Origin of the sequence: Parablautia sp. Marseille-Q6255 (assembly GCF_951230155.1) — a bacterium.
Taxonomy (GTDB): Bacteria; Bacillota; Clostridia; order Lachnospirales; family Lachnospiraceae; genus Choladousia.
The window spans coordinates 79,406-103,404 of the sequence record NZ_CATNVD010000018.1; the positions used below are offsets into that span (position 1 = coordinate 79,406).

At 49.7% G+C, this 23,999-nt stretch carries 21 protein-coding genes and 2 riboswitches; of the genes, 5 read left to right on the top strand and 16 right to left on the bottom strand.

The window, feature by feature from the left end; translation table 11 throughout:
• Nucleotides 1-6 precede the first annotated feature (6 nt).
• From QOX44_RS14590 to QOX44_RS14610, 5 genes are all read left to right on the top strand, one after another.
• Nucleotides 7-897 (top strand): carbohydrate ABC transporter permease, encoded by an 891-nt coding sequence (locus QOX44_RS14590; RefSeq protein WP_283684133.1) that lies wholly within the window; start codon nt 7-9, stop codon nt 895-897.
• A 28-nt stretch (nt 898-925) separates the two neighbouring features.
• Nucleotides 926-1,105 (top strand): DUF6903 family protein, encoded by a 180-nt coding sequence (locus QOX44_RS14595; protein WP_283684134.1) that lies wholly within the window; start codon nt 926-928, stop codon nt 1,103-1,105.
• Nucleotides 1,106-1,125: 20 nt separating this feature from the next.
• The gene (gene gnpA, locus QOX44_RS14600) at nt 1,126-3,285 is read left to right on the top strand and encodes a 1,3-beta-galactosyl-N-acetylhexosamine phosphorylase (RefSeq protein ID WP_283684135.1); all 2,160 of its coding nucleotides are present in this window, start codon (nt 1,126-1,128) and stop codon (nt 3,283-3,285) included.
• Nucleotides 3,275-5,497, top strand: coding sequence for a glycosyl hydrolase family 95 catalytic domain-containing protein (locus QOX44_RS14605; protein ID WP_283684137.1), 2,223 nt, complete (start codon nt 3,275-3,277; stop codon nt 5,495-5,497). Before gnpA ends, QOX44_RS14605 begins: the two co-directional genes overlap by 11 nt.
• Before the next feature lie 108 nt (nt 5,498-5,605).
• Nucleotides 5,606-6,463, top strand: coding sequence for a class I SAM-dependent methyltransferase (locus QOX44_RS14610; protein ID WP_283684139.1), 858 nt, complete (start codon nt 5,606-5,608; stop codon nt 6,461-6,463).
• A 120-nt stretch (nt 6,464-6,583) separates the two neighbouring features.
• On the opposite strand, the gene QOX44_RS14615 is transcribed toward QOX44_RS14610, so the two are convergent.
• The 16 genes from QOX44_RS14615 to QOX44_RS14690 all read right to left on the bottom strand — a co-directional run bounded on the left by QOX44_RS14615 (nt 6,584) and on the right by QOX44_RS14690 (nt 23,717).
• Nucleotides 6,584-7,147, bottom strand: coding sequence for a folate family ECF transporter S component (locus QOX44_RS14615; protein WP_283684140.1), 564 nt, complete (start codon nt 7,145-7,147; stop codon nt 6,584-6,586).
• Between the two features lie 70 nt (nt 7,148-7,217).
• Nucleotides 7,218-7,314: riboswitch (THF riboswitch) on the bottom strand.
• Nucleotides 7,315-7,529: 215 nt separating this feature from the next.
• Complete coding sequence (gene ftsH / locus QOX44_RS14620; protein WP_283684142.1) at nt 7,530-9,740, bottom strand: ATP-dependent zinc metalloprotease FtsH; 2,211 nt, start codon at nt 9,738-9,740, stop codon at nt 7,530-7,532.
• 281 nt (nt 9,741-10,021) lie between these two features.
• On the bottom strand, nt 10,022-11,134 hold the full coding sequence (gene ald / locus QOX44_RS14625; protein WP_283684144.1) for an alanine dehydrogenase: 1,113 nt from the start codon (nt 11,132-11,134) through the stop codon (nt 10,022-10,024).
• 109 nt (nt 11,135-11,243) lie between these two features.
• Nucleotides 11,244-12,068 (bottom strand): mechanosensitive ion channel family protein, encoded by an 825-nt coding sequence (locus QOX44_RS14630; RefSeq protein ID WP_283684146.1) that lies wholly within the window; start codon nt 12,066-12,068, stop codon nt 11,244-11,246.
• A gap of 226 nt (nt 12,069-12,294) precedes the next feature.
• Complete coding sequence (locus tag QOX44_RS14635; RefSeq protein ID WP_283684148.1) at nt 12,295-13,014, bottom strand: HAD family hydrolase; 720 nt, start codon at nt 13,012-13,014, stop codon at nt 12,295-12,297.
• Between the two features lie 26 nt (nt 13,015-13,040).
• On the bottom strand, nt 13,041-14,087 hold the full coding sequence (locus QOX44_RS14640) for a hypothetical protein (RefSeq protein WP_283684150.1): 1,047 nt from the start codon (nt 14,085-14,087) through the stop codon (nt 13,041-13,043).
• A 77-nt stretch (nt 14,088-14,164) separates the two neighbouring features.
• Nucleotides 14,165-15,010 carry an L-ribulose-5-phosphate 3-epimerase gene (locus tag QOX44_RS14645; protein ID WP_283684152.1) on the bottom strand — a complete coding sequence of 282 codons (846 nt, stop codon included), beginning with the start codon at nt 15,008-15,010 and terminating at the stop codon, nt 14,165-14,167.
• 63 nt (nt 15,011-15,073) lie between these two features.
• On the bottom strand, nt 15,074-15,841 hold the full coding sequence (locus QOX44_RS14650; protein WP_283684154.1) for a DeoR/GlpR family DNA-binding transcription regulator: 768 nt from the start codon (nt 15,839-15,841) through the stop codon (nt 15,074-15,076).
• 160 nt (nt 15,842-16,001) lie between these two features.
• Nucleotides 16,002-16,307 (bottom strand): PTS sugar transporter subunit IIB, encoded by a 306-nt coding sequence (locus QOX44_RS14655; RefSeq protein WP_283684155.1) that lies wholly within the window; start codon nt 16,305-16,307, stop codon nt 16,002-16,004.
• Between the two features lie 69 nt (nt 16,308-16,376).
• Nucleotides 16,377-17,876 carry a PTS ascorbate transporter subunit IIC gene (locus QOX44_RS14660; protein WP_283684158.1) on the bottom strand — a complete coding sequence of 500 codons (1,500 nt, stop codon included), beginning with the start codon at nt 17,874-17,876 and terminating at the stop codon, nt 16,377-16,379.
• A 38-nt stretch (nt 17,877-17,914) separates the two neighbouring features.
• A complete protein-coding gene (locus tag QOX44_RS14665) occupies nt 17,915-18,370 on the bottom strand; it encodes a PTS sugar transporter subunit IIA (protein ID WP_283684160.1) in 456 nt (151 codons plus the stop codon).
• A gap of 77 nt (nt 18,371-18,447) precedes the next feature.
• Complete coding sequence (gene ulaG / locus QOX44_RS14670) at nt 18,448-19,551, bottom strand: L-ascorbate 6-phosphate lactonase (RefSeq protein WP_283684163.1); 1,104 nt, start codon at nt 19,549-19,551, stop codon at nt 18,448-18,450.
• A 474-nt stretch (nt 19,552-20,025) separates the two neighbouring features.
• Nucleotides 20,026-21,210: a phosphoribosylaminoimidazolecarboxamide formyltransferase gene (locus QOX44_RS14675; protein ID WP_283684165.1), complete on the bottom strand. Its 1,185-nt coding sequence runs from the start codon at nt 21,208-21,210 to the stop codon at nt 20,026-20,028.
• Nucleotides 21,211-21,341: 131 nt separating this feature from the next.
• Entirely contained in the window at nt 21,342-22,055 is a 714-nt protein-coding gene (locus tag QOX44_RS14680; RefSeq protein WP_283684175.1) for an IMP cyclohydrolase, read from the bottom strand.
• A gap of 263 nt (nt 22,056-22,318) precedes the next feature.
• The gene (locus QOX44_RS14685; protein ID WP_283684167.1) at nt 22,319-22,495 is read right to left on the bottom strand and encodes a hypothetical protein; all 177 of its coding nucleotides are present in this window, start codon (nt 22,493-22,495) and stop codon (nt 22,319-22,321) included.
• 51 nt (nt 22,496-22,546) lie between these two features.
• A riboswitch (ZMP/ZTP riboswitch) is annotated at nt 22,547-22,648 on the bottom strand.
• 184 nt (nt 22,649-22,832) lie between these two features.
• A complete protein-coding gene (locus QOX44_RS14690; RefSeq protein ID WP_283684168.1) occupies nt 22,833-23,717 on the bottom strand; it encodes an Rpn family recombination-promoting nuclease/putative transposase in 885 nt (294 codons plus the stop codon).
• Nucleotides 23,718-23,999: the final 282 nt, after the last annotated feature.

Sequence of the window (23,999 nt, forward strand, 5' to 3'; positions counted from 1 at the left end):
TCAGACATGGCAAACAATAAAAAAATCGGTCGGACAGGCTTTAGTGCTGCCAAAGTGTTGATCTATCTCATCTTATCTGCTCTGGCAATCACGATCATCGTTCCTGTCGCCTGGGTATTTGTGGCATCCGTAAAAGAGAATTCCGAATTTTACGGAAATCCGTGGGCTCTTCCACAGGGTCTGCATTTTCAGAACTTTGTCGATGCATGGCAGACTGCCAACATGGGTTCTTACATGCTCAATTCCGTTTTTGTAACTCTGCTTGGAATTTTCCTGCTGATCATCATTGCTCTTCCGGCAGCATACGTGCTCGCAAGATTTAAGTTTAAGACCGGAAAGTTCTGGAACGTAATGTTTATGGCAGGCCTTTTTATCAATGTGAACTACATCGTTGTTCCAATCTTCCTGATGCTCAACAACGGTGACGCAAAGCTCCGCCAGATGTTCGGGGCACCGTTTTTCCTCAATAACCTGTTTATCCTGGCTCTCGTTTACGCATCCACAGCGCTTCCGTTTACGATCTACCTTCTGTCCGGATATTTCAAATCTCTGGCGAAGGATTACGAGGAGGCAGCCTATGTCGATGGCGCAGGTTATTTCAGGACCATGTTCCAGGTCATCATGCCTATGGCAAAGCCAAGCATCGTCACTGTCATTTTGTTCAACTTCCTCGCATTCTGGAACGAATACATCATTTCCATGACACTGCTTACGAAGCCGGAGCTGAAAACACTTCCGGTCGGTCTGATGAACCTGATGGCAGCACAGAAATCTGCGGTACAGTACGGTCAGATGTATGCCGGCCTGGTAATCGTAATGCTTCCTACGCTTCTGCTTTACATCTGTGTCCAGAAGAAACTGACACAGGGCATGACGCTGGGCGGACTCAAAGGCTGATAAGGATACCGGATTGGAGGATATGAAAATGGATGAAAGAATGAAAAGCAAACTGATTGCTCTTCTCGCAGGGATCTTTTTTATCATCTGTGTGGCTTTGGTAATCGTTGGTCAGAGACATATCGGCCCTCAGGGCACTCTGGTCATGCTCGCAGGCCTTGCAGGACTGATCCTGCTGTTATACTGCTACAATAGAAAATTCAAATAAACAGGAGGTATTTTCCAGATATGAGTACAACAAAAGGACGCGTAACCATCCCGACCGATATAGACGTAATACCGCAGACACTGGAGCTGATGGAGCGCTGGGGCGCTGACGCAGTGCGTGACTGCGACGGAACCGACTTTCCTGCTGAATTAAAGGATGTCAGTGCAAAGATCTACTCTACCTATTATACAACCAGAAAAGACAATGCCTGGGCACTGAGCCATCCGGAAGAGATCCAGCAGATGTACCTGATGACACCGTTTTATACCGCAGAGGATACTTCTCTTGAAATCGTTCTGATGAAGGGTCTGTATCCGGACATGCTCACACCCAACTGCCGCGATGATATCCGCCGCTGGTGGGAGGTCGTTGACCGGACGACCGGCGAAGTCGTAAGCACAGACCGCTGGTCCTACGACAGTGAAAAGGGCAGCGTCCATATCGACAGCGAACCGTTCCATGACTATACGGTAAGCTTCCTCGCGTATATTATGTGGGACCCGGTACATATGTATAATGCTGTCACAAACGACTGGAAGGATGTAGAGCACCAGATCACCTTTGATGTACGTCAGCCGGAAACACATAAATATACCATGGAACGGCTCCGGAGATTTATCAAGGAGCATCCGTACGTAGACGTCCTTCGCTTTACTACCTTTTTCCATCAGTTTACTCTCGTATTTGACGAGCTTGCCCGTGAAAAATACGTAGACTGGTACGGATACTCAGCATCTGTCAGCCCGTATATTCTGGAACAGTTTGAAAAGGAATGCGGTTATCCGTTCCGCCCGGAATATATCATTGATCAGGGCTACTACAATAATCAGTACCGGATCCCTTCCAAAGAATATCAGGACTTCCAGGCCTTCCAGCGCAGACATGTCGCACGCCTTGCAAAAGAGATGGTAGACATCACTCACGAAGAAGGAAAAGAAGCTATGATGTTCCTCGGAGATCATTGGATCGGCACAGAGCCATTCATGGAGGAATTTCAGCAGATCGGTCTGGATGCCGTAGTCGGAAGTGTCGGTAACGGCTCTACTCTCCGTCTGTTGAGCGATATCCAGGGTGTCGACTGTATCGAAGGCCGTCTCCTGCCCTACTTCTTCCCGGATACCTTCTACGAAGGCGGCGATCCTGTAAAAGAAGCAAAGGTAAACTGGGTGACTGCACGCCGCGCGATCCTGCGCAAGCCGATCGACCGTATCGGTTACGGCGGCTACTTAAAGCTTGCTCTCCAGTTCCCGGATTTCGTGGATTATGTAGAAACAGTCTGCGACGAATTCCGCTGCCTGTATGAAAATATCAAGGGCACCACACCTTACTGTGTAAAGAAGGTAGCCGTATTAAACTGCTGGGGCAAAATGAGAGCCTGGGGCGCACATATGGTACACCATGCACTGTATCAGAAGCAGAATTACTCCTATGCAGGCATTATCGAATCACTCTCGGGTGCTCCATTTGACGTGGTATTTATCAGCTTCCAGGATATTTTAAATGATCCGTCCATCCTTGACGACATTGACGTGATCCTGAACATCGGCGACGGAGATACCGCTCATACCGGCGGCTTCTGGTGGACAAACCCGACCATCGCTCAGAGCATCAAAGCCTTCGTTCACCGCGGCGGCGGACTGATCGGCGTCGGAGAGCCGACCGGCCATCAGGCACAGGGCCGCTATATCCAGCTTGCCAGCGTCCTGGGCGTAGAAAAGGAGACCGGCTTTACGCTCGGATATGACAAATACAACTGGGAGAACCACCCGCAGCACTTTATCACAGAGGACTGCAAGGGCGAGATCGACTTCGGAGAGGGCAAGAAAAACATGTACGCGCTTGAAGGAACAACAATCCTCGTCCAGAAGGACAAGGAGGTACAGCTTGCTGTAAACGAATTCGGCAAAGGGCGCAGCGTATACATCAGCGGTCTGCCGTACAGCTTTGCAAACAGCCGTCTTCTGTACCGTGCGATCCTCTGGAGCTGCCACGCAGAAGAGCTCCTGCACCACTGGTTCAGTACGAACGAAAACGTAGAGGTGCACGCTTATCCTGCCAACAAAAAGTACTGCGTCGTAAATAATACATACGAACCGCAGGAAACAACCGTTTACAAAGGGGACGGTGAAAGCTTCACCCAGAAATTAAAAGCAAATGAGATCTTATGGTATGAATTATAAAACAGACTGGGATGATACTATATCCTGGGAAAACAGCATCTGCCGCTGGGACGAGGGGATTCCCCTCGGCAGCGGCAGATGCGGCTGTTTATGCTGGGGAACACCTGACAGCCTGCGTTTTTCCCTGGACCGCACCGATATCTGGGACAAAACAGCACAGTGGTCCCCGACAGAAGCGTTCACCTATCAGAACATGGTCGATCTGGTGCATAAGGGCGATGAGGAGCAGATCCGGAAAATCTTTGACGCCCCGTATTACTATCCCACCCCTACAAAACTTCCGGCAGGAAAAATTCTGATCCACTTTTCCCCCCTGTCTGCGCATTCTCCTGTACATTCCCACTTATCCCTCAAAAATGCCTGTGCCTGTATGCACATCGGAAACGGGCAGACGGCTGCCGCTCTGGAGGCCTGGATCCACGCAAAACGTCATGTGGGGATCATCACCATCGCCGCTCCCCCCGATTGCTTTGAGGCAGAGCTCCTCTCTCCGGATTTTGGGATCGCCGGTGAAGCAGACACTGTCACATGCAGGGACAAAGACCGTCAGATCTCCCAGGGGACTCTCAGGGATCTGAAGTACGCACCTGCGCGCTATGGAGCAAAGCTGCACGGTCCTCTCCGGCTTGAGTGGTTTTTACAGGAGATCTGCGCAGACTTCTCCTACGGCATCGTCATGGCGGTAGAGACAGGCCGCACGCAGACGCGTCTTGCATGGCAGATCATCTCCAGCGAAGACGGAAGCTGCTATCTGGAGCAGGGCAAACGCGCAGTCACTGACGCACTTCTTGCCGATCCGGATGATCTGTTTGCGGAGCATAAGGACTGGTGGCACACGTACTGGTCGCAAAGCGGCATTTCTCTGCCGGACGCCCGGATGCAAAAGCAGTGGTATCTTTCTAATTATCTTTTTGCCTCTGCCTCCCGCAAGGGCAGCGCTCCCATGCCGCTGCAGGGTGTATGGACGGCCGATGACGGGACGCTCCCGCCATGGAAAGGCGATTATCACCATGACCTGAACACAGAGCTTTCCTACAGCCATTACCTGAAAGCGAACCATCTGGAGGAGGGCGAAAGCTTTCTCGACCTGCTCTGGAGCCTCCGTAAGCGCGGCCAGGACTTTGCAAAAACATTTTATCATGCAGACGGCTGCTGTCTGCCCGGCGTCATGACGATTGACGGACAACCACTTGGAGGATGGGGCATGTACTCCCTTTCTCCCACCAATCAGGTCTGGATCGCCCGGTGCTTTTCTGAGCATTACCGCTACACAGGCAGCAGAACCTTTCTGCGGGACCGCGCCTACCCCTATCTGCGCGACACCGGATGCTTTATCGAGGATCTCCTGGTGGAGCAGGCAGACGGCACACTGGCGCTTCCGATCTCCAGCTCGCCGGAGATCCACGATGATACGATACGCGCATGGCTGACCCCCATGAGCAATTACGATCTGGCTTTGATCCAGGACCTGTATGCGACTCTTCTGAAGCTGTCAAAAGAGCTGGGGCAGGATGACGATACACGGAAATGGGAACGGCTGCTCAAAAAGCTGCCTCCTCTGTCCATAAACGAAGAGCATGTGCTGATGCTCTCCCCGGACGAACAGCTCACAGAGTCACACCGCCATCTGTCAAATGCCATTGCCATCTCTCCGCTCGGCCTTCTGTCCTATAAAAATGAACAGGACGCTGCCATTATAGATGCCTGCATCCGTGACTACGAGAAGCTTGGTACGAACAACTGGGTAGGATATACCTTTCCGTGGATGTCGCATCTCTATGCAGCCGCCGGAAACGGAGAAAAAGCTGCCGGGATGCTTGCTGTCTTCTGGGACTGTTTCTGCGGTCCGAACGGCTTTCACCTCAATGGGGACTATAAGCATACCGGGCACTCTGATTTTACGTACCGCCCCTTTACGCTGGAGGGAAATATGTTTGCCGCTGACGCGCTTCAGGAAATGCTGTTTCAGATGAAAAACGCAGAGATCGTGCTCTTTCCGGCAATCCCGACTGACTGGGCACGGCGCGGCGTCTCCTTTGCTACGCTGCGCGGCGAAAATGGCCTCCTGTGCAGCGCCTCTCTTTTTGAGTCAGATCGTGTCTGCTGGGAAATTTATGCGCCACAGGCAATGACGGTAACCGTACATTTTAAACAGAGCCAAAAAACCAGGAGGCTTGACGCTAAAGAGACGTGGCGTGACACATTTTCTTAAATAGTTTGCGGAAGCTGTGACTTTATCTTGATTCTGTCCCTTTCATCGAGTATACTTTTGGGGAAAACAGCTTATTTTTGTGGAAAAGAGCTTATACAGGAGGGCTTTATGTGGATTGCAGATAACTGGAACGATTATGAAGTAATAGATACATCCTGCGGAGAAAAGCTGGAGCGCTGGGGAGATTACCTGCTCGTGCGTCCGGATCCGCAGGTCATCTGGAATACGCCGAAGCGCCACTTCGGCTGGAAGCATCTGAATGGTCATTACCACCGCAGCAAAAAGGGAGGCGGCGAATGGGAGTTTTTTGACCTTCCGGAACAGTGGAGCATCCGCTACCGCGATCTTACGTTTCATCTGAAACCATTCAGCTTCAAACATACCGGACTCTTTCCGGAGCAGGCGACAAACTGGGACTGGTTTTCGGAAAAAATCAGACATGCCGGGCGTCCGGTCAAAGTCTTAAATCTTTTTGCCTACACAGGCGGCGCTACGCTTGCCGCAGCGGCAGCAGGAGCAGCCGTCACACACGTAGACGCATCCAAAGGCATGGTCGGATGGGCAAAGGAAAATGCAGCAGCCTCCGGGCTTTCTGACGCGCCGATCCGCTGGCTCGTAGATGACTGTGTCAAATTCGTAGAACGGGAGATCCGCCGCGGGAATCACTACGACGGCATCATCATGGACCCTCCCTCCTACGGACGCGGTCCCAAAGGCGAGATCTGGAAGATCGAAGAATCGATCCATCCATTCATCCAGCTTGCCGCAAAGCTTTTAAGTGATGATCCGCTGTTCTTTCTCGTCAACTCCTACACAACAGGGCTTGCTCCGGCCGTCCTGACCTACATGATCTCAACCGAGCTGAAAAAATTCGGCGGTCACGTAGAGTCGCAGGAGATCGGGCTGCCTGTGACCGAAAGCGGTCTCATCCTCCCGTGCGGAGCATCCGGACGGTGGAGCCGCTGACCGTTCTGTCGCCAGACAGGACATACAAAAACAGAGAGATTGAAAGGAATGCCGCAAAATACATCCCTTTCAGTCTCTCTGTTTTGTTATCTGCTGTTTTGTTATCTGCTGTTTTGCTTATCACTTTGCCGGCTGCCTCTGAAACAACCGGAATGCTCCCGTCTGCTCGATCAGTCGAAGGAGCGTATAATAAATCACCGAATCAATGGGCCACATGATCATATTTTTCAATGCACGGGCCGGAAGAATCGCCACAAAACCTTTTCCATACAGCATATCCAGCCACAGGGTGCTTAACAAAATATTGATGACCACTACGACAATCAGTTTCGTAATAAGTACACGTTTAAAAGTCAGCTTATGGCGATAATAAGAGCATCCATAAATGAAAGCACCAAGCATCGCATTAAAAGTAAAACCAAAGAAAAACGGTCCGTCCGGTCTGACAAAATATTTTACAACATCAAGCACGCCGGCAAATAATGATCCGGAAACCGGACCAAACAAATAATCTACAATCTGATTGGGAATACCGGAAAATCCGATTTTCACATACGGGCCAATGTTAATGGACGCTACCTGGTTCAAAATGAAAGCAAGGGCAGCCAGCATTGCACACATGGTCAGAGCAGATGTTTTTTTCAACTCTCTGGCCGACTCGAGGAACATGTTGTTTTTCTTCATAAAAAAATTACCTCCTTTTCTTTTTCGCACACAATAGGAGATAATCTTTCTTGTATTAACTATCTTCTGTTGCAGCGAGACGCAATCCATGTACCGCAAGATAACTCTTTTCGACCTTCGGCAACTCTCCATCCAAAGGGACTTTACGCACATGAATTTACTCTGCATTCCTTTACGTTCGATAGTATAGTACATCTTACACACGAATACAAGCAGAAATTATCCGTATTTACTACTTTTTTGTACTTTTTCGTACAGCTATGTCTTTTCTTGTAATCCTTGCAGATTTTCTGTAACGCTACCGGAGCCGGGGCGCAAAAAGTGCTTTCAGACCACGAGCTTTTCTCATGGCTGAAAGCACTTTTCCTTATCACTATCCTATTTACTCTGCCTCAGGTTTTTCTGTCTTTATCTCCTGCTGCTCTGTACGCTCTGACTGCGCATCCTCCTGCGGCTGCTCTGTGCGCTCTGACTGCGCATCCCCCTGCGGCTGCTCTGTGCGCTCCGGCTGTGCATCCCCCCGCGGCTGCTCTGTGCACTCTGTCTGCGGATTCTCTTCGACAGCTCCCGGAAGCTCTATCACAGTACCTGGCTCTACCATTTTGGCGCTGTCCTGCGGACCATCCTCACGGATACGCTCAGAGATGCGGGAAGAGGAAGTCTTTCCTTCTTCCTCATGGATCCCTTCCACCTCATGGAAGATCGCCATAAATTCTTTTCCTGTGATCGTCTCTTTCTCGATCAAAAACTCTGCGATCCGGTCGAGCGCTGTGCGGTGCTCTGTCAGCAGACGCTTTGCTTCCTCGTAGGAATCCTTGAGCACCTGCATAACCTCCTGATCCACATCTGCAGCCGTCACATCACTGCAGTTCATGACCGGACGATTATCCAGATACTGGTTCGCCTGTACCTCAAGTCCCATCAGACCAAAGCGCTTTGACATACCATACTGCGTCACCATCGCACGTGCGATGCGCGTTGCCTTTTCAATGTCATTGGCTGCGCCCGTCGTCACTGTATCAAATACGATCTCCTCTGCAGCACGTCCTGCTACAAATTCAACCAGCATAGCCCGGATCTCTTTTTCTGTATTTAAGTACTTCTCTTCCTCCGGCACATTCATAACGTAGCCGAGGGCTCCCATCGTACGCGGTACGATCGTAATCTTCTGCACGGGCTCAGAATCCTTCTGAAGCGCGCTGACAAGCGCATGTCCTACCTCATGGTAAGAAACGATCCGGCGCTCCTCCTTGCTCAGGATACGGTCCTTCTTCTCCTTACCGACAAGAACGATCTCCACCGCCTCAAACAGATCCTTCTGTGAAACTGCCTTGCGCCCCTTCTTGACTGCCAGGATCGCCGCCTCATTGATCATATTCGCCAGATCTGATCCGACTGCTCCTGACGTCGCCAGCGCGATCGCCTCCAGATCGACCGTCTCGTCCATGTGAACATCCTTGGAATGGACCTTGAGTACATCAATACGTCCCTTCAGGTCCGGCTTATCCACGATCACTCGTCTGTCAAAACGTCCCGGACGCAGCAGCGCCTGATCGAGCACCTCCGGGCGGTTCGTTGCCGCCAGCACCAGAAGTCCCTTTGATGTATCAAAACCATCCATCTCGGCAAGGAGCTGGTTCAGCGTCTGCTCCCGCTCGTCATTGCCGCCGCCATACCGGCTGTCACGGCTCTTTCCGATCGCATCGATCTCATCGATAAAGATGATACACGGAGCATTCTTCTTTGCCTCTTCAAAAAGGTCGCGGACACGGGAGGCGCCGACGCCGACGAACATCTCCACGAAATCGGAACCCGATAAGGAGAAGAACGGACATTTCGCCTCTCCTGCAACTGCTTTCGCAAGCAGCGTCTTACCGGTTCCCGGAGGTCCTACGAGCAGAGCGCCCTTTGGCAGCTTTGCACCAATCGTTGTATATTTCCCGGGATTCTCCAGGAAATCGACAACCTCCTGCAGGGATTCCTTTGCCTCATCCTGTCCGGCAACGTCCTTAAAGGTAACTCCTGTTTCCTTCTGCACATAAACCTTTGCCTTGCTCTTTCCGACGCCCATGATGCCGCCGCCTCCGCCGCCACCCATCTTGCGCATCGCAAAACCAAAGATCAGCCAGACAAACAGCACCGGCACAACAAAGGTAAAGATCATATTCAGGATCAGCGATGATGTCGTATCCGGGATCTCTGCCTTATATTTGACTCCGGCTTCGTCGAGTCTGCGGATCAGATCCGGGTCATCCGGGTTGCCGGTATAGTACGTAAGCCTTCCGCGGCCATAATACTTATCTACGGTCTCCCCTACTGCATTCTGCGTGATCTCGATCTCATTCGGAGATATCACAACGCTCTCGACAAGCCCGCTGTCAAGACGCTCCAGGAACTCATCATATGTGATCTCTACGGATGACGTAGATTCTCTTAAATTATTCAGCATTGCCACTGCCAGCAGTGTGAACAATGTGATCAGAAGAAGCGCTGTAAAAGTAGAACGTTTCTTCTCAGGTCCTCCCGGACCGCCTGGTCCGCCCGGGCCCGGATTTCCGGATGGACGGTTCGTATTTTGTTGGTTATTTTCCATTTCTTCCTCCTAAACCGACTCCCGTGCGCTGTGCATCGATCCAGCATCTTCGCCGGGGCCAGCAGCCTTCCTTCGGGAAAACTGCGAGTTCACTGTGTGAACTCAGATAAACTACATTATAGTTCATACCGATCCTATAAATCAATAGCAGAAATATAAATGTTTTCTAAATTTGTAGCCCTTTGGCCATCCGCCCGGATCAGCTGCCACGCAGCTGATATCGCCGCATATGCGTCTGCATTTCCCGAAAAATCAGGCTGTCGCGATGATCCTCTGCCGGCTCAGAACATCGCTTCTATATCATGCGCCTCCATGCCAAAGCTGTCCGTTACATTTTTGCAGGTGCAGTATCCGCCATACGTATTTACAGCAGAATAGATCACCGGATTTTCCTGACATGCTCTCTCCAGTCCTTTTCCTGCGATCTGCAGACCGTACTTCAGGGTAGCGTTCGTCAGCGCGATCGTAGATGTGCGCGGCACTGCCCCCGGCATATTGCCGACACAGTAATGGATCACCCCGTCTACCGTATAGATCGGATCGTCATGGTAGGTGACTCTCGTCGTCTCGCAGCAGCCGCCCTGATCTACTGCGACATCCACGATAACGCTGCCCGGCTTCATCTTCTTTAAATACTCCCGCTTCATCAGCTTGGGGGCTGCCTTGCCCGGGATCAGCACGCAGCCGACCACAAGATCCGCATCCGATACGGCCTTTTCGATCACTGCATCCGTGCTGTAAAGTGTCTGGATCCGCGCGCCGAACAGATCATCCAGATAGGCAAGCCTTGAAAGGTTCATGTCGATCACCGTCACATCTGCTCCCATGCCCACTGCGATCTTGCATGCGTTCGTACCGACATTTCCGCCTCCCAGGATCACGATCTTTGCTTTTGGAGTACCCGGAACGCCTGCAAGCAATACCCCTCTTCCTCCAAACGTCTTTTCGAGATATTTTGCTCCCTCCTGGATACTGAGCCGCCCTGCGATCTGGCTCATCGGCGCTAAAAGCGGAAGGCTTCCGTCACGCTCCATCAAAGTCTCGTACGCGACGCCCTTCACGCCGGCTTCCATCAAAGCCTCCATCTGCGGCTTGTCTGCCGCAAGATGCAGATACGTATACAGGATCAGGTCCTTGTGGAAAAACGGATACTCCTGCGCAAGAGGCTCCTTGACCTTCACCATCATCTCGGCGATATTCCACACTTCCTCAGGCGTATCGAGGATCCTTGCCCCTGCCTGCTCATATTCCTGCGTATCAAATCCGGAGCCAAGCCCGGCATCGCGCTCCACATACACCTCATGTCCGGCCGCTGTATAAGCTCTTACATTGTCTGGCGTCAATCCTACCCTGAATTCTTTGTTCTTTATTTCTTTTACGCATCCAACTCTCATGATCCATCCTCCACTTTCTGACAACTAGTATTGTATGTTTCATTTTTAGTATACATCATTCTAAAATAGAAAGAAATGAAATTTTCGTAAAATATCTCACCGACAGCACTCAGGATGTCACGTGTACATCCATCTGCGGATATGGGATATGGATGCCTTTTCGGTCAAATTCTGCCTTGATCTGCTCATTCATTCTCCACAGCACCGGAAAATACTGCTCCGTTCTTACCCAGCAGCGCATGCCGATCACCACACTGCTCTCTCCCAGCTCTGCCACAAACACCTGCTGCTCCTCTTCCCGGATCACATCCGGGTCGCGCTCCATCAGATCATGGATCACCTGCTTTGCCTGCTCCACACTGTCCTGATACGAAATCCCGACCTTTATTTCCAGCTTGCGCTTATCAGCAGCTGTCACATTCACCATCACATTATTTGCAAGGCTGCCATTTGGCACAATGACTCTGCGGTTGTCCACCGTCTGAAGTGTGGTATAGAGGATCTCGATCTTCTGAACCGTTCCCTCTACCCCCTGTGTGATAATATAATCCCCGACATGAAATGGCTGGAACAAAAGCAGCAGAAAACCGCCTGCAAAGTTTGACAGTCCTCCCTGCAGTGCGAGCCCGACCGCCACTCCGCCAGAAGCTACAATGGCAGCCACCGATGATTCTTTCAGACCAAATTGCGTTGCGATACCAAGGATCAGGATCAGATACAGGACAATCTTTGTCATAGACACGGCAAACGTCACCGCTCCGGCCTGAACCCTTGCACGCTCCAGCAGCCTGCGCACTGCCCTTACCGCAAAGGCGATCAGCTTTTTCCCGATCATATATACAGCAAGGCAGATCACCACCTTGAGCAGAAATGCCGCTGCTCCGGGAAGCTGCCGCTGCAGGCTCTGCATGATCTGTGATACAACCTTTTCCATCTTTGTGTTCCTCCTCTGATAAAAGTAAACTGTTTTCGTCTGTTCTGCTCCCTGCGCCTGAATGCGTGAGATGTTCCTATTATACCATAAAATTCAAAAAGGAGCGCTGCAAAAGGTACCGAAACCTCCGGTATCTGTTTTGCAACACCCCTTTATAGCATCAGATGCATCCTGCGAAGCTGCCGCCGCCTCCGCATCTAAGCACGTGTATCAGACTTTTTCCTGTTCAGACGATCTCCAGTCCCTGTGCAAACACGATGCGGTCGTCGTGCAGACAGTCCTCAAAGGACCGGATACATGGGACATCCGTGTCGCCCCCGCACGCCCTGTGCGGCGGAGTATACCAGACGCCATGCAGTCCGCATGCAGCTGCCCCGATCACATCCTTTTTCAGGCTGTCCCCGATAAACACACACTCCGCTGCAGCGCAGCCCATCTTCTCGACGCAGGCTGCAAAAAATCTGGGATCCGGCTTTTCTGCTCCGGTCTCCTCGCTTACTGTGATCTGACTGATCTGATCCAGTATGCCAAGGCGCTCCAGCTTCCTGTACTGCACATAGGCTGTCATATCGGAGCCGATGCCTATCGGCACCCGCTTTTTCCGGAGGGCGGCAATGAGCGCCTTAAGCCCGGGTTCCGGCTCCATGACAGCGATCAGATTGTCCCAATAAGCATGATACATCCGCATCGCATGGGACGGAGTCTGTATTCCCAGAAGTTCCAGAATACACTGAAAACGCAGCAGTCTGTTATGATTGGCAGCGCAGTCAGATCCTGTCCGCATCTTTACCACCTGCTGTGCGCGGTCAAAGGTCTGAAGAAATTCCTTTTCCGATACTGCGAGCGCCGAAGTACTGTAGTCGAGCAGAGCTCTCATCCCGGTCAGATGTGCCCGGTCATAATCATAGATTGTATTGTCAATATCAAAAATAACTGCTTTAATCATACCGCGCCTCCTGTGCTCCGGGGAGGTTATCCCAGTGTGTACATTGCGACTTCATCGATCTCGCGGTTGGTCGAGATGATGACGTCCTTTCCGTTATGCTCATAGTGATAGACATTTGCCGGTCCGCAATCCGTATCAAGCACCTCGACCTGATACTTTCCCGCCTCCTGATCGTAGGTAAAGGCAAGCAGCTCGCGCGCGCCTTTGCGATGTCCTACTACGAACGCAGGTCTGCCGCACAGCATACCGCCGTAGATGGCATGTGTAAACTCTGCCGGCTTCTCGTACTCATATACCTTTTCAAAAGCGCCGTCTTTTTTCTTATAGATGCTGATATGATCGCCATGGAACGGTGAAAGCACTCCGAGCTCCTTTTCTCCGTCCCCGTCAAGGTCTATGAGGACTGCATCGCTGGAAGCCTCAGAAAGCAGCTGTTTGATCTCCCACTGTCCGTCTGCAGAGGCCGGCGGGATAAACTGGAACACACCGTTGTCCGCGGAGATGATACTCGTTGTTACGCCCTCATCCTCTACTTTGTAGTAACCGTGATTCTTCAGCAGCCCTTCCTTGATCACCTGCAGCTTGAGCTGATTATTCTCATTAAATGCGCTCAGATCGTCCGGAAGCACAGCGGCAAATACCTTACCCGGAAATCTCCAGTCATCCTTGTATTCATGATCTGATTTCAGCGCACACGCGATCAGATATCTGACGCCATTTCTTTCTACGATGTCAAAGCGGTGTACGAATGGAAGCTCTACAAGCGTGCGGATCTCCCAGTCTCCCTTTGCCTTCGGAGTCGCGATAACAATCTTTGCTTCTTTTGAGTCATTTGGTGAATAAAACTGATGCGTCGCAAGGAATTGTCCGTCTGTCCCCGGCACCTGCACCATCGTCATGACGCCGCCTGGCTGCTCCCAGACAACATCCTCCTGATTGCCGTCCAGATCAAAGAGCAGACACTTGTCTACCTTCTCTGCCGCTACCAGAAAATGCTTTTTCCCCTGATACGTAAGCGGCGCTATAGAATAACACTTTGTCAGATTTGAGATTACTTTTTTTTCTACTTTCATCGGCTCTTCCTCCTGCTATATATCTTACCTGCTATCGTCTCTGTAAGGTCGCTGTCTTTTTCTGCCTCTTCCTGGCTTTATGCGTCCTGTCTGTCTAAGATAGCTGTCATCATCTGATTGGCAAATACGAGATCCTCCCGCCATGCTTCATTTCCTGTATACCAGAACTCTGTCACAAATTTGCGGACTCCAAGCTCCCACGCCTTCGTGATCCCTTCTTCAAAATTCACATGACCTGTCCCAAACGGGATCTCACGGAATTTGCCCGGCACAGTCTCCTTTAAATGCATGGCGCACAGATGTCCTCTTCCTGTCTCCAGATCCGCCGGCACGTCTGTGCCGTACAGCACTGCGGCATTTGTTACATTGCCCAGATCCGGATATACATTCAGGTAGCAGGAATTTACGATATTGACATACTTCATGGATTTCTCCACGGTATTCATAAATTCCGTTTCCATGGTCTCAAATCCGAGTACCACGCCTGCTCCTGCCGCCATCTTCACCGCCTCTTTGAGATTCGCCTCAAAACGTGCTACAGTCTGTGCGTCTGACTCCTCATAATAAACATCATATCCTGCAAGCTGAATGATCCGGATGCCGAGATCCTCTGCAAGACGGATCGCTTTCTCCATGATCTCCATTCCTCTTTTGCAGGTCTGCGGATCATTGCTGCCAAGCGGGTACTTCCGGTGTCCGCTCAAACACATTGTGCGGATCGGCAGCCCCACCTCATACATCGTATTTACGAGCTGCGCTCTCTCCTCCTGCGTCATGTCAAGACGCGCAAGCTTTTCCTCTGTCTCGTCAATACTGATCTCCACAAAATCAAACCCTGCTTTTTTCGCCTCTGTCAGCTTCTCTTTCCAGCTAAGAGCAGCCGGCATAGATTTTTCATAAAGCCCCAGCGTATATTTTTTCATCTCTCATCCTCCATATCGTCTCGTGCCTGCGCACGTAATATTCCCGGTCTGTACAAACGTCTGTTATTGCGCCTTTTTTACCTGATAGACATCCACATTCTGCGCCTTCATCAGCTCAAGCTCATCTGCCGGTGCCTTTTCATCTGTGATCAGATGCTTTACCCTGTCGATGCTGCAGCTCGTAAAGCTGCTGCTAAGACCGATCTTCGTATGATCAGCCAGGACATACACCTCCTGCGTCGCATGCTCGATCATCAGCTGATTGACATTTACTTCATTTGCGATCTCTGTCGTCACACCTGCCTGCGCGGAGATCCCGGAACATCCGATAAACGCTTTTTTTGCAAATATATTCTGGAGATTCCTCACGGCAAAATCTCCGACCATCGCTTCCTTTGGATAACGCAGCTCTCCGCCTGTCAGAATGATACTCACATTCTCACCCCGCTCCCGGCTGATCGCTTTTCCGTTGTTCGTGATCACTGTTACGTTATTTTTCGTAATATACGGAATAATATCCAAAGCATTCCTGCTCGTATTAATAAAAATCGTATCGCCGTCCTCCACAAGAGAAGCAGCATATCTGGCGATCATGGCCCGGCAGGTCTCCACCTCGTCCACTTCTTTTGATATATGCTCTGTCGCACGCGCCCCGCCATAAAACCGTGTAAGCAGACCATTGTCCTCCAGATACTGCAGATCCCTTCTGATCGTGATCACCGATACCTGCAGCTGCTCCGCCAGCTTATCGACCCGTACGAGGGGATTACTGCGCAGAATCTCCACGATCTGGTTCCTGCGTGCATCTACATACGCCCGTTCTCTCTTCATACTTTTCCTCCCTGCACTGCATATATATGATTGATTATACTATTTTTTATGATCTTTGTCATCATTACTCATACATGTATGCGAAAAAGTCGAAAAAAAGAACACCTCTATTTTACATAGGGGCTGTCGCCTGATCCCTCCTGCAACAGCCCCCGTGTTCTTATTCGATAACGCCTTCAGCTTTCAGCTTCTCCTCGATCTCCTTGTCAGACATGACATTCTTGAGCGGGATGACCTTAACGCCCTTTGCCTGTGCGTCTGTAAACATATTTGCAAAGTTCTGCGCGCAAAGCAGTACATCGTACTGTGCCGCAGCGCTCTTGCCCTCAGAAAGGGGGCAGTGATGTGTTTTGCATTTCATGTTGTTTCTCTTGAGAACCTTCTCAAGTGCAAGCTGTGCCATCAGACTGGATCCTGAACCGTTTGCGCAGCATACAAGGAATTTCAGATTATCATTGTTTGCCATTGTTGTATTCTCCTTTGCTTATTTCATATTGCGATAGATCGTATACATTTTTTCCGAAAACAGACCGTATTATTTTGCCTGCTGTGCCTGTTTTGCCTTGAGCTCTTTATAAGCCTCATAATCCTCTGTCATCAGGAAGTAGCCCTCTTTATCCTTGCGGTACTGGATCTGCGGGATAGCCAGCAGTCCGATAAAGATGATCGCTACGCCAATGTAGCTTAAGTACTTCATCACGACTGTGAATACCGGCCATACAACTGCCCAGTCCCACATACCAAGGTATCCGCCGTAAGCAGCCATGCCTACCCAGCCTGCGATCAGAGCAGAACCGAATACCTGGCACAGACCTGAGATAAACGGCAGGATCAGAGTCGCCTTCAGACCGCCCTTCTCGTTTGCGAATACACCGATTGTCGCGTTGTCAAAGAATACCGGAACGAATCCACAGATGATCAGTACCGGGCTCTTCATAACGATCAGAACGATGATCGCGATGATCTGTCCGATGAAACCGGCCATAAATCCTAATGTCACTGCATTTCCTGCACCGAAACCAAAGATAACTGCACAGTCTACGCCCGGAACAGAACCCGGAAGCAGTTTGCTTGCGATACCCTGGAAGGACATTGTCAGCTCTGCAACGAAAGTACGTACACCCATCTGCAGGATAGCCAGATATACTGCGAAGTACAGACATGTCTGGATCACATAGAACAGCATGCTCTGTCCTTCCTTCATGAATCCGCCCTCGATCAGATAATCCTTGCCGAGTACGCACAGGATCGTACCGAAGAATGCCAACATCAGAACTGCTGCAGATACCATATTGTCATTGAAGATAGACAGGAAGCCCGGAAGCTCCAGATCCTCGATCTTCTTTACCTCTTTACCATCTTTTTTCTTGCCGAACAGCTTGCCTGCCAGCCAGTAGTTAAATGCTACACCGAACATCTGCTGATGTGCCAGTGCGAAGCCTGCGCCGTCTGTAACCTCCTGACACGGTTTGATCGTCAGGTTGGAACCAACTGCCCAGTACGCTCCCAGAAGAAGAGCCATAACGATCAGCATCGGAACGTGCATACCCGGAGCAAGAAGTCCCGGAAGTGCAAACATGATCAGCCAGTAAGCCGTAGCAGCCTGCTGTACCTGTACGTTACCTGTTGTAAACAGAGAACGAAGCTTTGTATACTTGCTGAAACGCACCAGCAGGATATTTACGATAAACGCGATGAAGAGAAGGATCATCGCATCGCCGAAGCCTTTTCCGAATACTTCCTCAACACCTGCTGTAACTGCGTTCTGACCAAAATACGGGTCAATAACTGTCGCACTGATACCAAAACGGTCGCCAAGACCTACCAGAACCGGACGGAAGTTATTTACAAGTCCGCTGGAACCAACAGTCAGGATCAGGTAACCTACGATCGCCTTGATCGTTCCTGCCAGTACGTCGTACCACGGCTTCTGCAGAAGGATATAACCGATCAGTACGATAAAGCCGATCATAAATGCCGGCTGCTGCAAGATATTCGTTGCAAAATATGACCATATATTCATTAAAATGTCCATAAATTTTCCCTCACGCTCTCTCTGAGCTCTTTCCTCGTTTAGTCAAGATATGTCTCCTGGATCTTCAGCAGATCCTCCGGCGTCTTTGCGTCCGCCAGAGCTTTTACTACCTCCTCGTTCATCAGCATCTCCGAAAGCTTCATCATGTTGTTCAGATGCTGATCCGGATTGCAGGAAGCCAGAGTGAAGAAAAGCTGTGCATCCTTCTCCGGATCTCCCTCCTCAAAGCTTACCGGCTTCTCAAGCTTCATGAAAGCGATCGCGGTCTTGTTCACCCCTGTCGCTCCCTCCTGAGAGTGCGGCATCGCCACGTTCGGCATGATCACGATATACGGACCGTGCTTTTCTACACAGGCGATGATGTCCTCTTTGTAGTTCGCATCAACTGTGCCGTCCGCCTCAAGGCTCTCGCAGCTCATGCGGATCGCGTCTCTCCAGTCCTTTGCTTCTTCTGCGAATTTGTAATGCTTATTCTCTACAAAATCACGTAACATTTCTTTACCCTCCATTTGGTTGAAGCAAGCGCGCAGCGATATGTTTTCTCACTGCCGCGCTTCTTGCCGCCTCGTGATTATAAGCAGGAGCGGAACGGAATGTTCTGCGGCGCCTCGAAGCAGTCCTCAAATCCTCTTCTGTGATGATATGCTCTCTTGTCCTTGTCTGTCGGATATACATACTTTCCTCCGACTTCCCAGAAGAACGGATGGAACTTATAATCCAGACGATCCTTTTTCATATCATACAGCACACGGATCTCGTTGACATCTGCCATAAAGTTTGTCCATACATCGTAGTGGATCGGGATCACTACCTTGCAGCGAAGAGCTTCTGCCATTCTCAGGATATCGCAGGAAGTCATCTTATCTGCCATACCCACCGGATTCTCTCCGTAAGAACCGAATGCGACATCAATATCATAATCCTTGCCATGTTTTGCAAAATAGATCGAGTAATGAGAGTCTCCACTGTGATAGATGTTTCCGCCCGGAGTCTTGATCAGGTAGTTGACTGCCTTATCATCCATATCGGTCGGGCAGATGCCTGTCAGCTCTTCTCTGTCCGGACCTGTGGAATCTGTTGTCACCAGACAGGTACGGTCAAAGGAATCCAGCGCTACGATCTCAAGGTCTTTGATCTTGATCGTATCTCCCGGCTTCACTGTAATACAGCGGTCTGCCGGAACGCCCCATTTCTGCCACAGCTCTACGGATTTCTTCGGTCCGATGAACGGTACCGGTATCTCCTTACCATTCTCATCTGTCGTTGTCATACCGGACTTGATCACGTGAGAAGCGTACTCTGCGCTCATATGATCCTGATGATAGTGCGTCGCCAGCACAGCATCTACCTGCTTGATCGCAAAAGCATCGATCACAAACGGAACCGCACGCAGATTCGGCTGCATCGCCCTTGCACCACACATATTTGCCATCTGGTGTCCCACTGCCATCTTGCCGTTTCCGTGTGTTCTCTTTCCATTGCCCATCCACAGGTCGATCGTAATGTTTGCACCACCCGGAGTCTTGAACCACATGCCAGTACATCCAAGCCACCACATTGCCACAGTGCCCGGTTCTACCACTGTGTTTTCGATCTCCTCGTTGAGCCATGTTCCCCACTCTGGAAAGGTGTTCATGATCCAACTTTCTCTTGTGATTTCATCGATTTTACTCATATAGCCCTCCTTTTTCCAAAACATTCATATCGTTCAATTTTATGATGCTTTATGTTTGGTTATTTGAATAATATCACTTTTTATGTTCTTCTTCAAGGCTCATATATGATTGTTAATCTGTTTTATGATCGTTAGTGTATTTTTGGCTTATTGCACAATTTCAAAACATTTATTTTGTGCATTTTTACCCGGATCCCGTCCTGTTTTTTTGCCTGCGTCCTGTCAGAAATGAAAAAAAGGACAGCTGCCGCACAGATCGCCAAATAGCGACGTATTCTGCGGCAGTTGTCCTGCTGTTCCTTATCTGTATAAGAGCTTTTATTGTATCTGTTTTCCTTTTATGATCGTATCGATCCGGTCGTTTAAGATATCCTCCTGCCCTCCGACTATACCGATGACAAAAGCTTCCACGATATTGCCTTCCCCGTCAACGATGTACGTAGTCGGATAACCGCCCGGCCAGGACTGCAGCGCTTAGTGATGGAACAGACGGATCCCTGTAAATGCCATCGCAATGTCGTATTTATTGCACGTAGCGATCACATCCTCATCTCTGACTGATCCGCCTGGCTGCGCAATATACGATACGCCTGATTTGTGGGCGCGCTCGATGTTGTCACTGAACGGGAAGAATGCATCTGAGCCAAGAGTCACACCCGTCATTTTGTCAAGCCATGCCCGCTTCTCCTGTTCGGTAAATACCTCCGGTTTTTCTGTAAAGACCTTCTCCCAGGCGCCATCGGAAAGAACGTCCATGTACTCTGCTCCAATATAAACATCTATCGCATTGTCCCGCTCTGCGCGTGTGATCGTATCCTTAAACGGCAGCTCCAGTACCTTTGGATTCTGGCGCAGGAACCAGTTGTCCGCTTTCTGCCCTGCCAGACGAGTGCAGTGTACACGGGACTGCTGACCTGCTCCGATGCCGATCGCCTGACCGCCTTTTACGTAGCACACGGAATTCGACTGCGTATATTTTAATGTGATCAGCGCGATCTTCATATCAGTCAGCGCCTCAGCAGATACCTGCTTTTTCTCTGTCACAAAATTTGCAAGCAGCGCATCATCAATCTTCAGCTCCTGGCGTCCCTGCTCAAATGTCACACCATACACCTGCTTGCGTTCAATCGGATCCGGGCGATAGTTTTCATCAATCCTGATCACATTATAATTGCCCTTCTTCTTCTGAGAAAGGATCTCAAGCGCCTCTTTCGTATATCCCGGCGCGATCACACCGTCAGAAACCTCTCTCTTGATCAGCATCGCCGTATCTGCGTCACAGACATCAGACAGCGCGATAAAATCACCAAAAGAGGACATACGGTCTGCACCTCTCGCTCTCGCATACGCACACGCGAGCGGAGAAAAGTTTTTATAGTCCAGATCATCCACCCAGTAAATCTTCGCAAGCGTCTCATCAAGCAGAAGCCCTGCCGCTGCTCCTGCCGGAGAAACATGCTTAAAAGAGGTCGCTGAGGCAAGCCCTGTAGCCTCCTTGAGCTCCTTTACCAGCTGCCAGCCATTGAGTGCGTCAAGGAAATTGATATATCCCGGTCTGCCGGAAAGTACCTCGATCGGCAGTTCGCTTCCATCCTCCATAAAAATACGTGATGGCTTCTGATTCGGATTGCATCCATATTTAAGTGCCAGTTCGTTCATACCGTTACCCTCCATCTCTTTCTATTGCTCATTCTTCCTGATCCTGCTATTCATTGCTCTTTTCACAGCGCCCGCGCTGTCGCTGCTTTGTTTTATATCATCCGCAGCCGGCCGCAGGCTGTTCTGTGATATTATTTATTTTTATTCACGATTTTTGTCTTATACGCTCCTGTCTCAATATCAATGTAGCGCACAAACAGAGAAACCTTGTTTTCTTCATTCAGACTTGTCCAGAGCATATCTGTAAATGCATCCATGTCATCCGGGATCGCTACGAGTTTCGGCTCTCCCTCAAAGCTTGGCAGCGGATTGCCGTCACATTTGTATGTGTGAATGAAATGCCCCTCTCCTGCCACACAGTTCTCATATGCAAACGTATAACGGTTGCATGCGTCAGGATTTCCGTTATTGCTCTTTAAAATCGACATTGCATAGCTGTACTTTCCGCCTTCCACGTGCAGGACTCCTGAAATACGCGGTGTATAATTCGGTGCATCCGGTTCAAATTCCCGGCTGCGCAGCGCCTGCTCAAATGTCATCTGGCGGTCCATGCCTTCATAAATCGTATCTGTCTGATCTCCATTCGTTACGATCGTTTTATTTCCCAGCACACGTACCGGCGCATAAATGATCAGACTCGGATCTACAAGTTTGGACGGGTCAAATGCCTGCGTACGGATGCCCTCTCCATCCTCCACAAAAATGCGGTTTCTGCTGTTCTCACTTCTGCCCATGATAAAATAAGCAGCTACTGCCTTTTTACCATCTGCAGATCTTCCGATCACAATACCTCTTCCCGGATAGCTGTTCTCCTTCAGTTCCTTTTCCAAAGAAATCATTTCCATACGATACGCTCCTTTTCTCCTGTAATGCGATACATAAACCGCTTTTTCGTCATGGTGCGGATGCACCTTCGCACTTTCCTTCGCCGTGCTGCGCACCTCGCATCCGCTTCGCTTCTGCTCGGTCGCGGGCTTCGCCCTATAAAATCTTTGGCTGACAAAAATGTCCGCAAGCGTCCATTTTGTCATCCTCTGTCTTTGCACTTTCTTTCGCCGTGCTGCGCACCTCGCATCCGCTTCGCTCCTGCTCGGTCGCGGGCTTCGCCCTATAAAATCTTCGACTGACAAAAATGTCCGCAAGCGTCCATTTTGTCATCCTCTGTCTTTGCACTTTCTTTCGCCGTGCTGCGCACCTCGCATCCGCTTCGCTCCTGCTCGGTCGCGGGCTTCGCCCTATAAAATCTTCGACTGACAAAAATGTCCGCAAGCGTCCATTTTGTCATCCTCAGATTTTGCACGGCTCAGGTTAACGCAAAATAAGCCCACCATCGGCACTCTCATGCCCAGACGGTCGGCTCCCAACGGCTCATACTCCCTGTGGTTTTGCCACACTTTTAACTGTCAGCGTTCCACTTCCGTCAGTCATATGAGCACTATCAACATATCATTTTATCTAAGAAAAATCAAGCCCTAATTTTATTTCTTCGCTGAAAATTATAACAACCAATTTATAACAACTCTCAATTGCAAATTATATCAGCCCTCAGCCTGGATCAGCTGCTGCGCAGCTTATATCACCGCGCAGCAGCATGTTATTTTTTGTTATATAAAAATAACAGTCTAAGCAAAGGTATTCCCCTGTTTTTCTTCCGCTTCCATCTCAGCCAGAAGCTTTTCTCTGCTTTTTGGATCTTCTATCCTCTCCAGATCGCTGTAACGTTTTTTCCTGCACAGAAATGCAACGAGCTTTGCCATATACTTCTCGCCCTCGTTTTTTCCTTCTTCTCTCGCTTCTTTTTTCTTTACTTCAATGTCTTTTTCATAATCATACTGAGCGATCAACATATTTGTTACCTCCGATCCTCTTTCTGATAAATAATCTGTTAAGATTCCCTTCTGAATACACTCTTCTATTGCAGCTTTCAGTTTTTCTTTCTGCCCTTTGTACTTTGAGACAACATCGGCAAATTCGCAGTATTCCTTTAAGATAGGACATTCTTCTAAAAGCTTTGTATTCATACCTTTGTTAAGGTTGTATACGTGGACCGTTACTTCCAGATCAAATGTCGGTCTTCCCTTAACAAGAAAGGAATCAGATAGCTTTAAAAGCTTATACGCCGGATACTTCTTTTCCCCATTATAGAATACGTAAAATTCCGGCGCAGGAAGCGGAATACGTTTTTCCTTATAGCGATCCTCCACCGCCAAAAGCGTTTCGTAAAGTCTTCCGATATACAGCAAAAAACGCAACGGCATATTTTCGTTGATCGTGCTTTGGTGCTCTCCAAGAACAAATATTTTTTCTCTGATCAGAAAAGAGATATCATTCTGGAAATCTTTATACATCACATCCTCCAGCTTCAGCATCCGCACCTCTTCTGGATTGTCGTAGTGACTGCCGCTCAGCGCGTTATACAGGCTGAGCGCATTTTCTTTTGCACCTTGATAACGAAAAAATAAATCTACGAATACACTATCCCTGTAGTTTCTGTTTTCTTTGCTCAAATTTCTTCCTCCTTCTCAGGAGGGCAGCCGCAGTTCTAACGGATTTCAGCCCCCGGTACATGTTTGCAGTTTCCATATACCTCTCCCCCTCAAACCGATTACTGCGTTTCTTTTATTATACTTAATCTCTGAGCAGATTTCAATCTGAGCATTTGCAGTGTTACTGTCAAGTAATCGTTGGCAAATTTTTTCATACATGATTTATCATACGCCCGTTCAGGATACAGGCAACGCTGCTAACGCATTCTCGCTCCATTTCGCTCGCAGCGGAAGCTGACCTCA

What these genes read in the sequence shown, in the direction of transcription:
- QOX44_RS14590 (WP_283684133.1), top strand. Translation starts at nt 7, where the DNA reads ATGGCAAACAATAAAAAAATCGGTCGGACAGGCTTTAGTGCTGCCAAA.
- QOX44_RS14595 (WP_283684134.1), top strand. Translation starts at nt 926, where the DNA reads ATGGATGAAAGAATGAAAAGCAAACTGATTGCTCTTCTCGCAGGGATC.
- gnpA (WP_283684135.1), top strand. Translation starts at nt 1,126, where the DNA reads ATGAGTACAACAAAAGGACGCGTAACCATCCCGACCGATATAGACGTA.
- QOX44_RS14605 (WP_283684137.1), top strand. Translation starts at nt 3,275, where the DNA reads ATGAATTATAAAACAGACTGGGATGATACTATATCCTGGGAAAACAGC.
- QOX44_RS14610 (WP_283684139.1), top strand. Translation starts at nt 5,606, where the DNA reads ATGTGGATTGCAGATAACTGGAACGATTATGAAGTAATAGATACATCC.
- QOX44_RS14615 (WP_283684140.1), bottom strand. Translation starts at nt 7,147, where the DNA reads ATGAAGAAAAACAACATGTTCCTCGAGTCGGCCAGAGAGTTGAAAAAA.
- ftsH (WP_283684142.1), bottom strand. Translation starts at nt 9,740, where the DNA reads ATGGAAAATAACCAACAAAATACGAACCGTCCATCCGGAAATCCGGGC.
- ald (WP_283684144.1), bottom strand. Translation starts at nt 11,134, where the DNA reads ATGAGAGTTGGATGCGTAAAAGAAATAAAGAACAAAGAATTCAGGGTA.
- QOX44_RS14630 (WP_283684146.1), bottom strand. Translation starts at nt 12,068, where the DNA reads ATGGAAAAGGTTGTATCACAGATCATGCAGAGCCTGCAGCGGCAGCTT.
- QOX44_RS14635 (WP_283684148.1), bottom strand. Translation starts at nt 13,014, where the DNA reads ATGATTAAAGCAGTTATTTTTGATATTGACAATACAATCTATGATTAT.
- QOX44_RS14640 (WP_283684150.1), bottom strand. Translation starts at nt 14,087, where the DNA reads ATGAAAGTAGAAAAAAAAGTAATCTCAAATCTGACAAAGTGTTATTCT.
- QOX44_RS14645 (WP_283684152.1), bottom strand. Translation starts at nt 15,010, where the DNA reads ATGAAAAAATATACGCTGGGGCTTTATGAAAAATCTATGCCGGCTGCT.
- QOX44_RS14650 (WP_283684154.1), bottom strand. Translation starts at nt 15,841, where the DNA reads ATGAAGAGAGAACGGGCGTATGTAGATGCACGCAGGAACCAGATCGTG.
- QOX44_RS14655 (WP_283684155.1), bottom strand. Translation starts at nt 16,307, where the DNA reads ATGGCAAACAATGATAATCTGAAATTCCTTGTATGCTGCGCAAACGGT.
- QOX44_RS14660 (WP_283684158.1), bottom strand. Translation starts at nt 17,876, where the DNA reads ATGGACATTTTAATGAATATATGGTCATATTTTGCAACGAATATCTTG.
- QOX44_RS14665 (WP_283684160.1), bottom strand. Translation starts at nt 18,370, where the DNA reads ATGTTACGTGATTTTGTAGAGAATAAGCATTACAAATTCGCAGAAGAA.
- ulaG (WP_283684163.1), bottom strand. Translation starts at nt 19,551, where the DNA reads ATGAGTAAAATCGATGAAATCACAAGAGAAAGTTGGATCATGAACACC.
- QOX44_RS14675 (WP_283684165.1), bottom strand. Translation starts at nt 21,210, where the DNA reads ATGAACGAACTGGCACTTAAATATGGATGCAATCCGAATCAGAAGCCA.
- QOX44_RS14680 (WP_283684175.1), bottom strand. Translation starts at nt 22,055, where the DNA reads ATGGAAATGATTTCTTTGGAAAAGGAACTGAAGGAGAACAGCTATCCG.
- QOX44_RS14685 (WP_283684167.1), bottom strand. Translation starts at nt 22,495, where the DNA reads ATGACAAAATGGACGCTTGCGGACATTTTTGTCAGTCGAAGATTTTAT.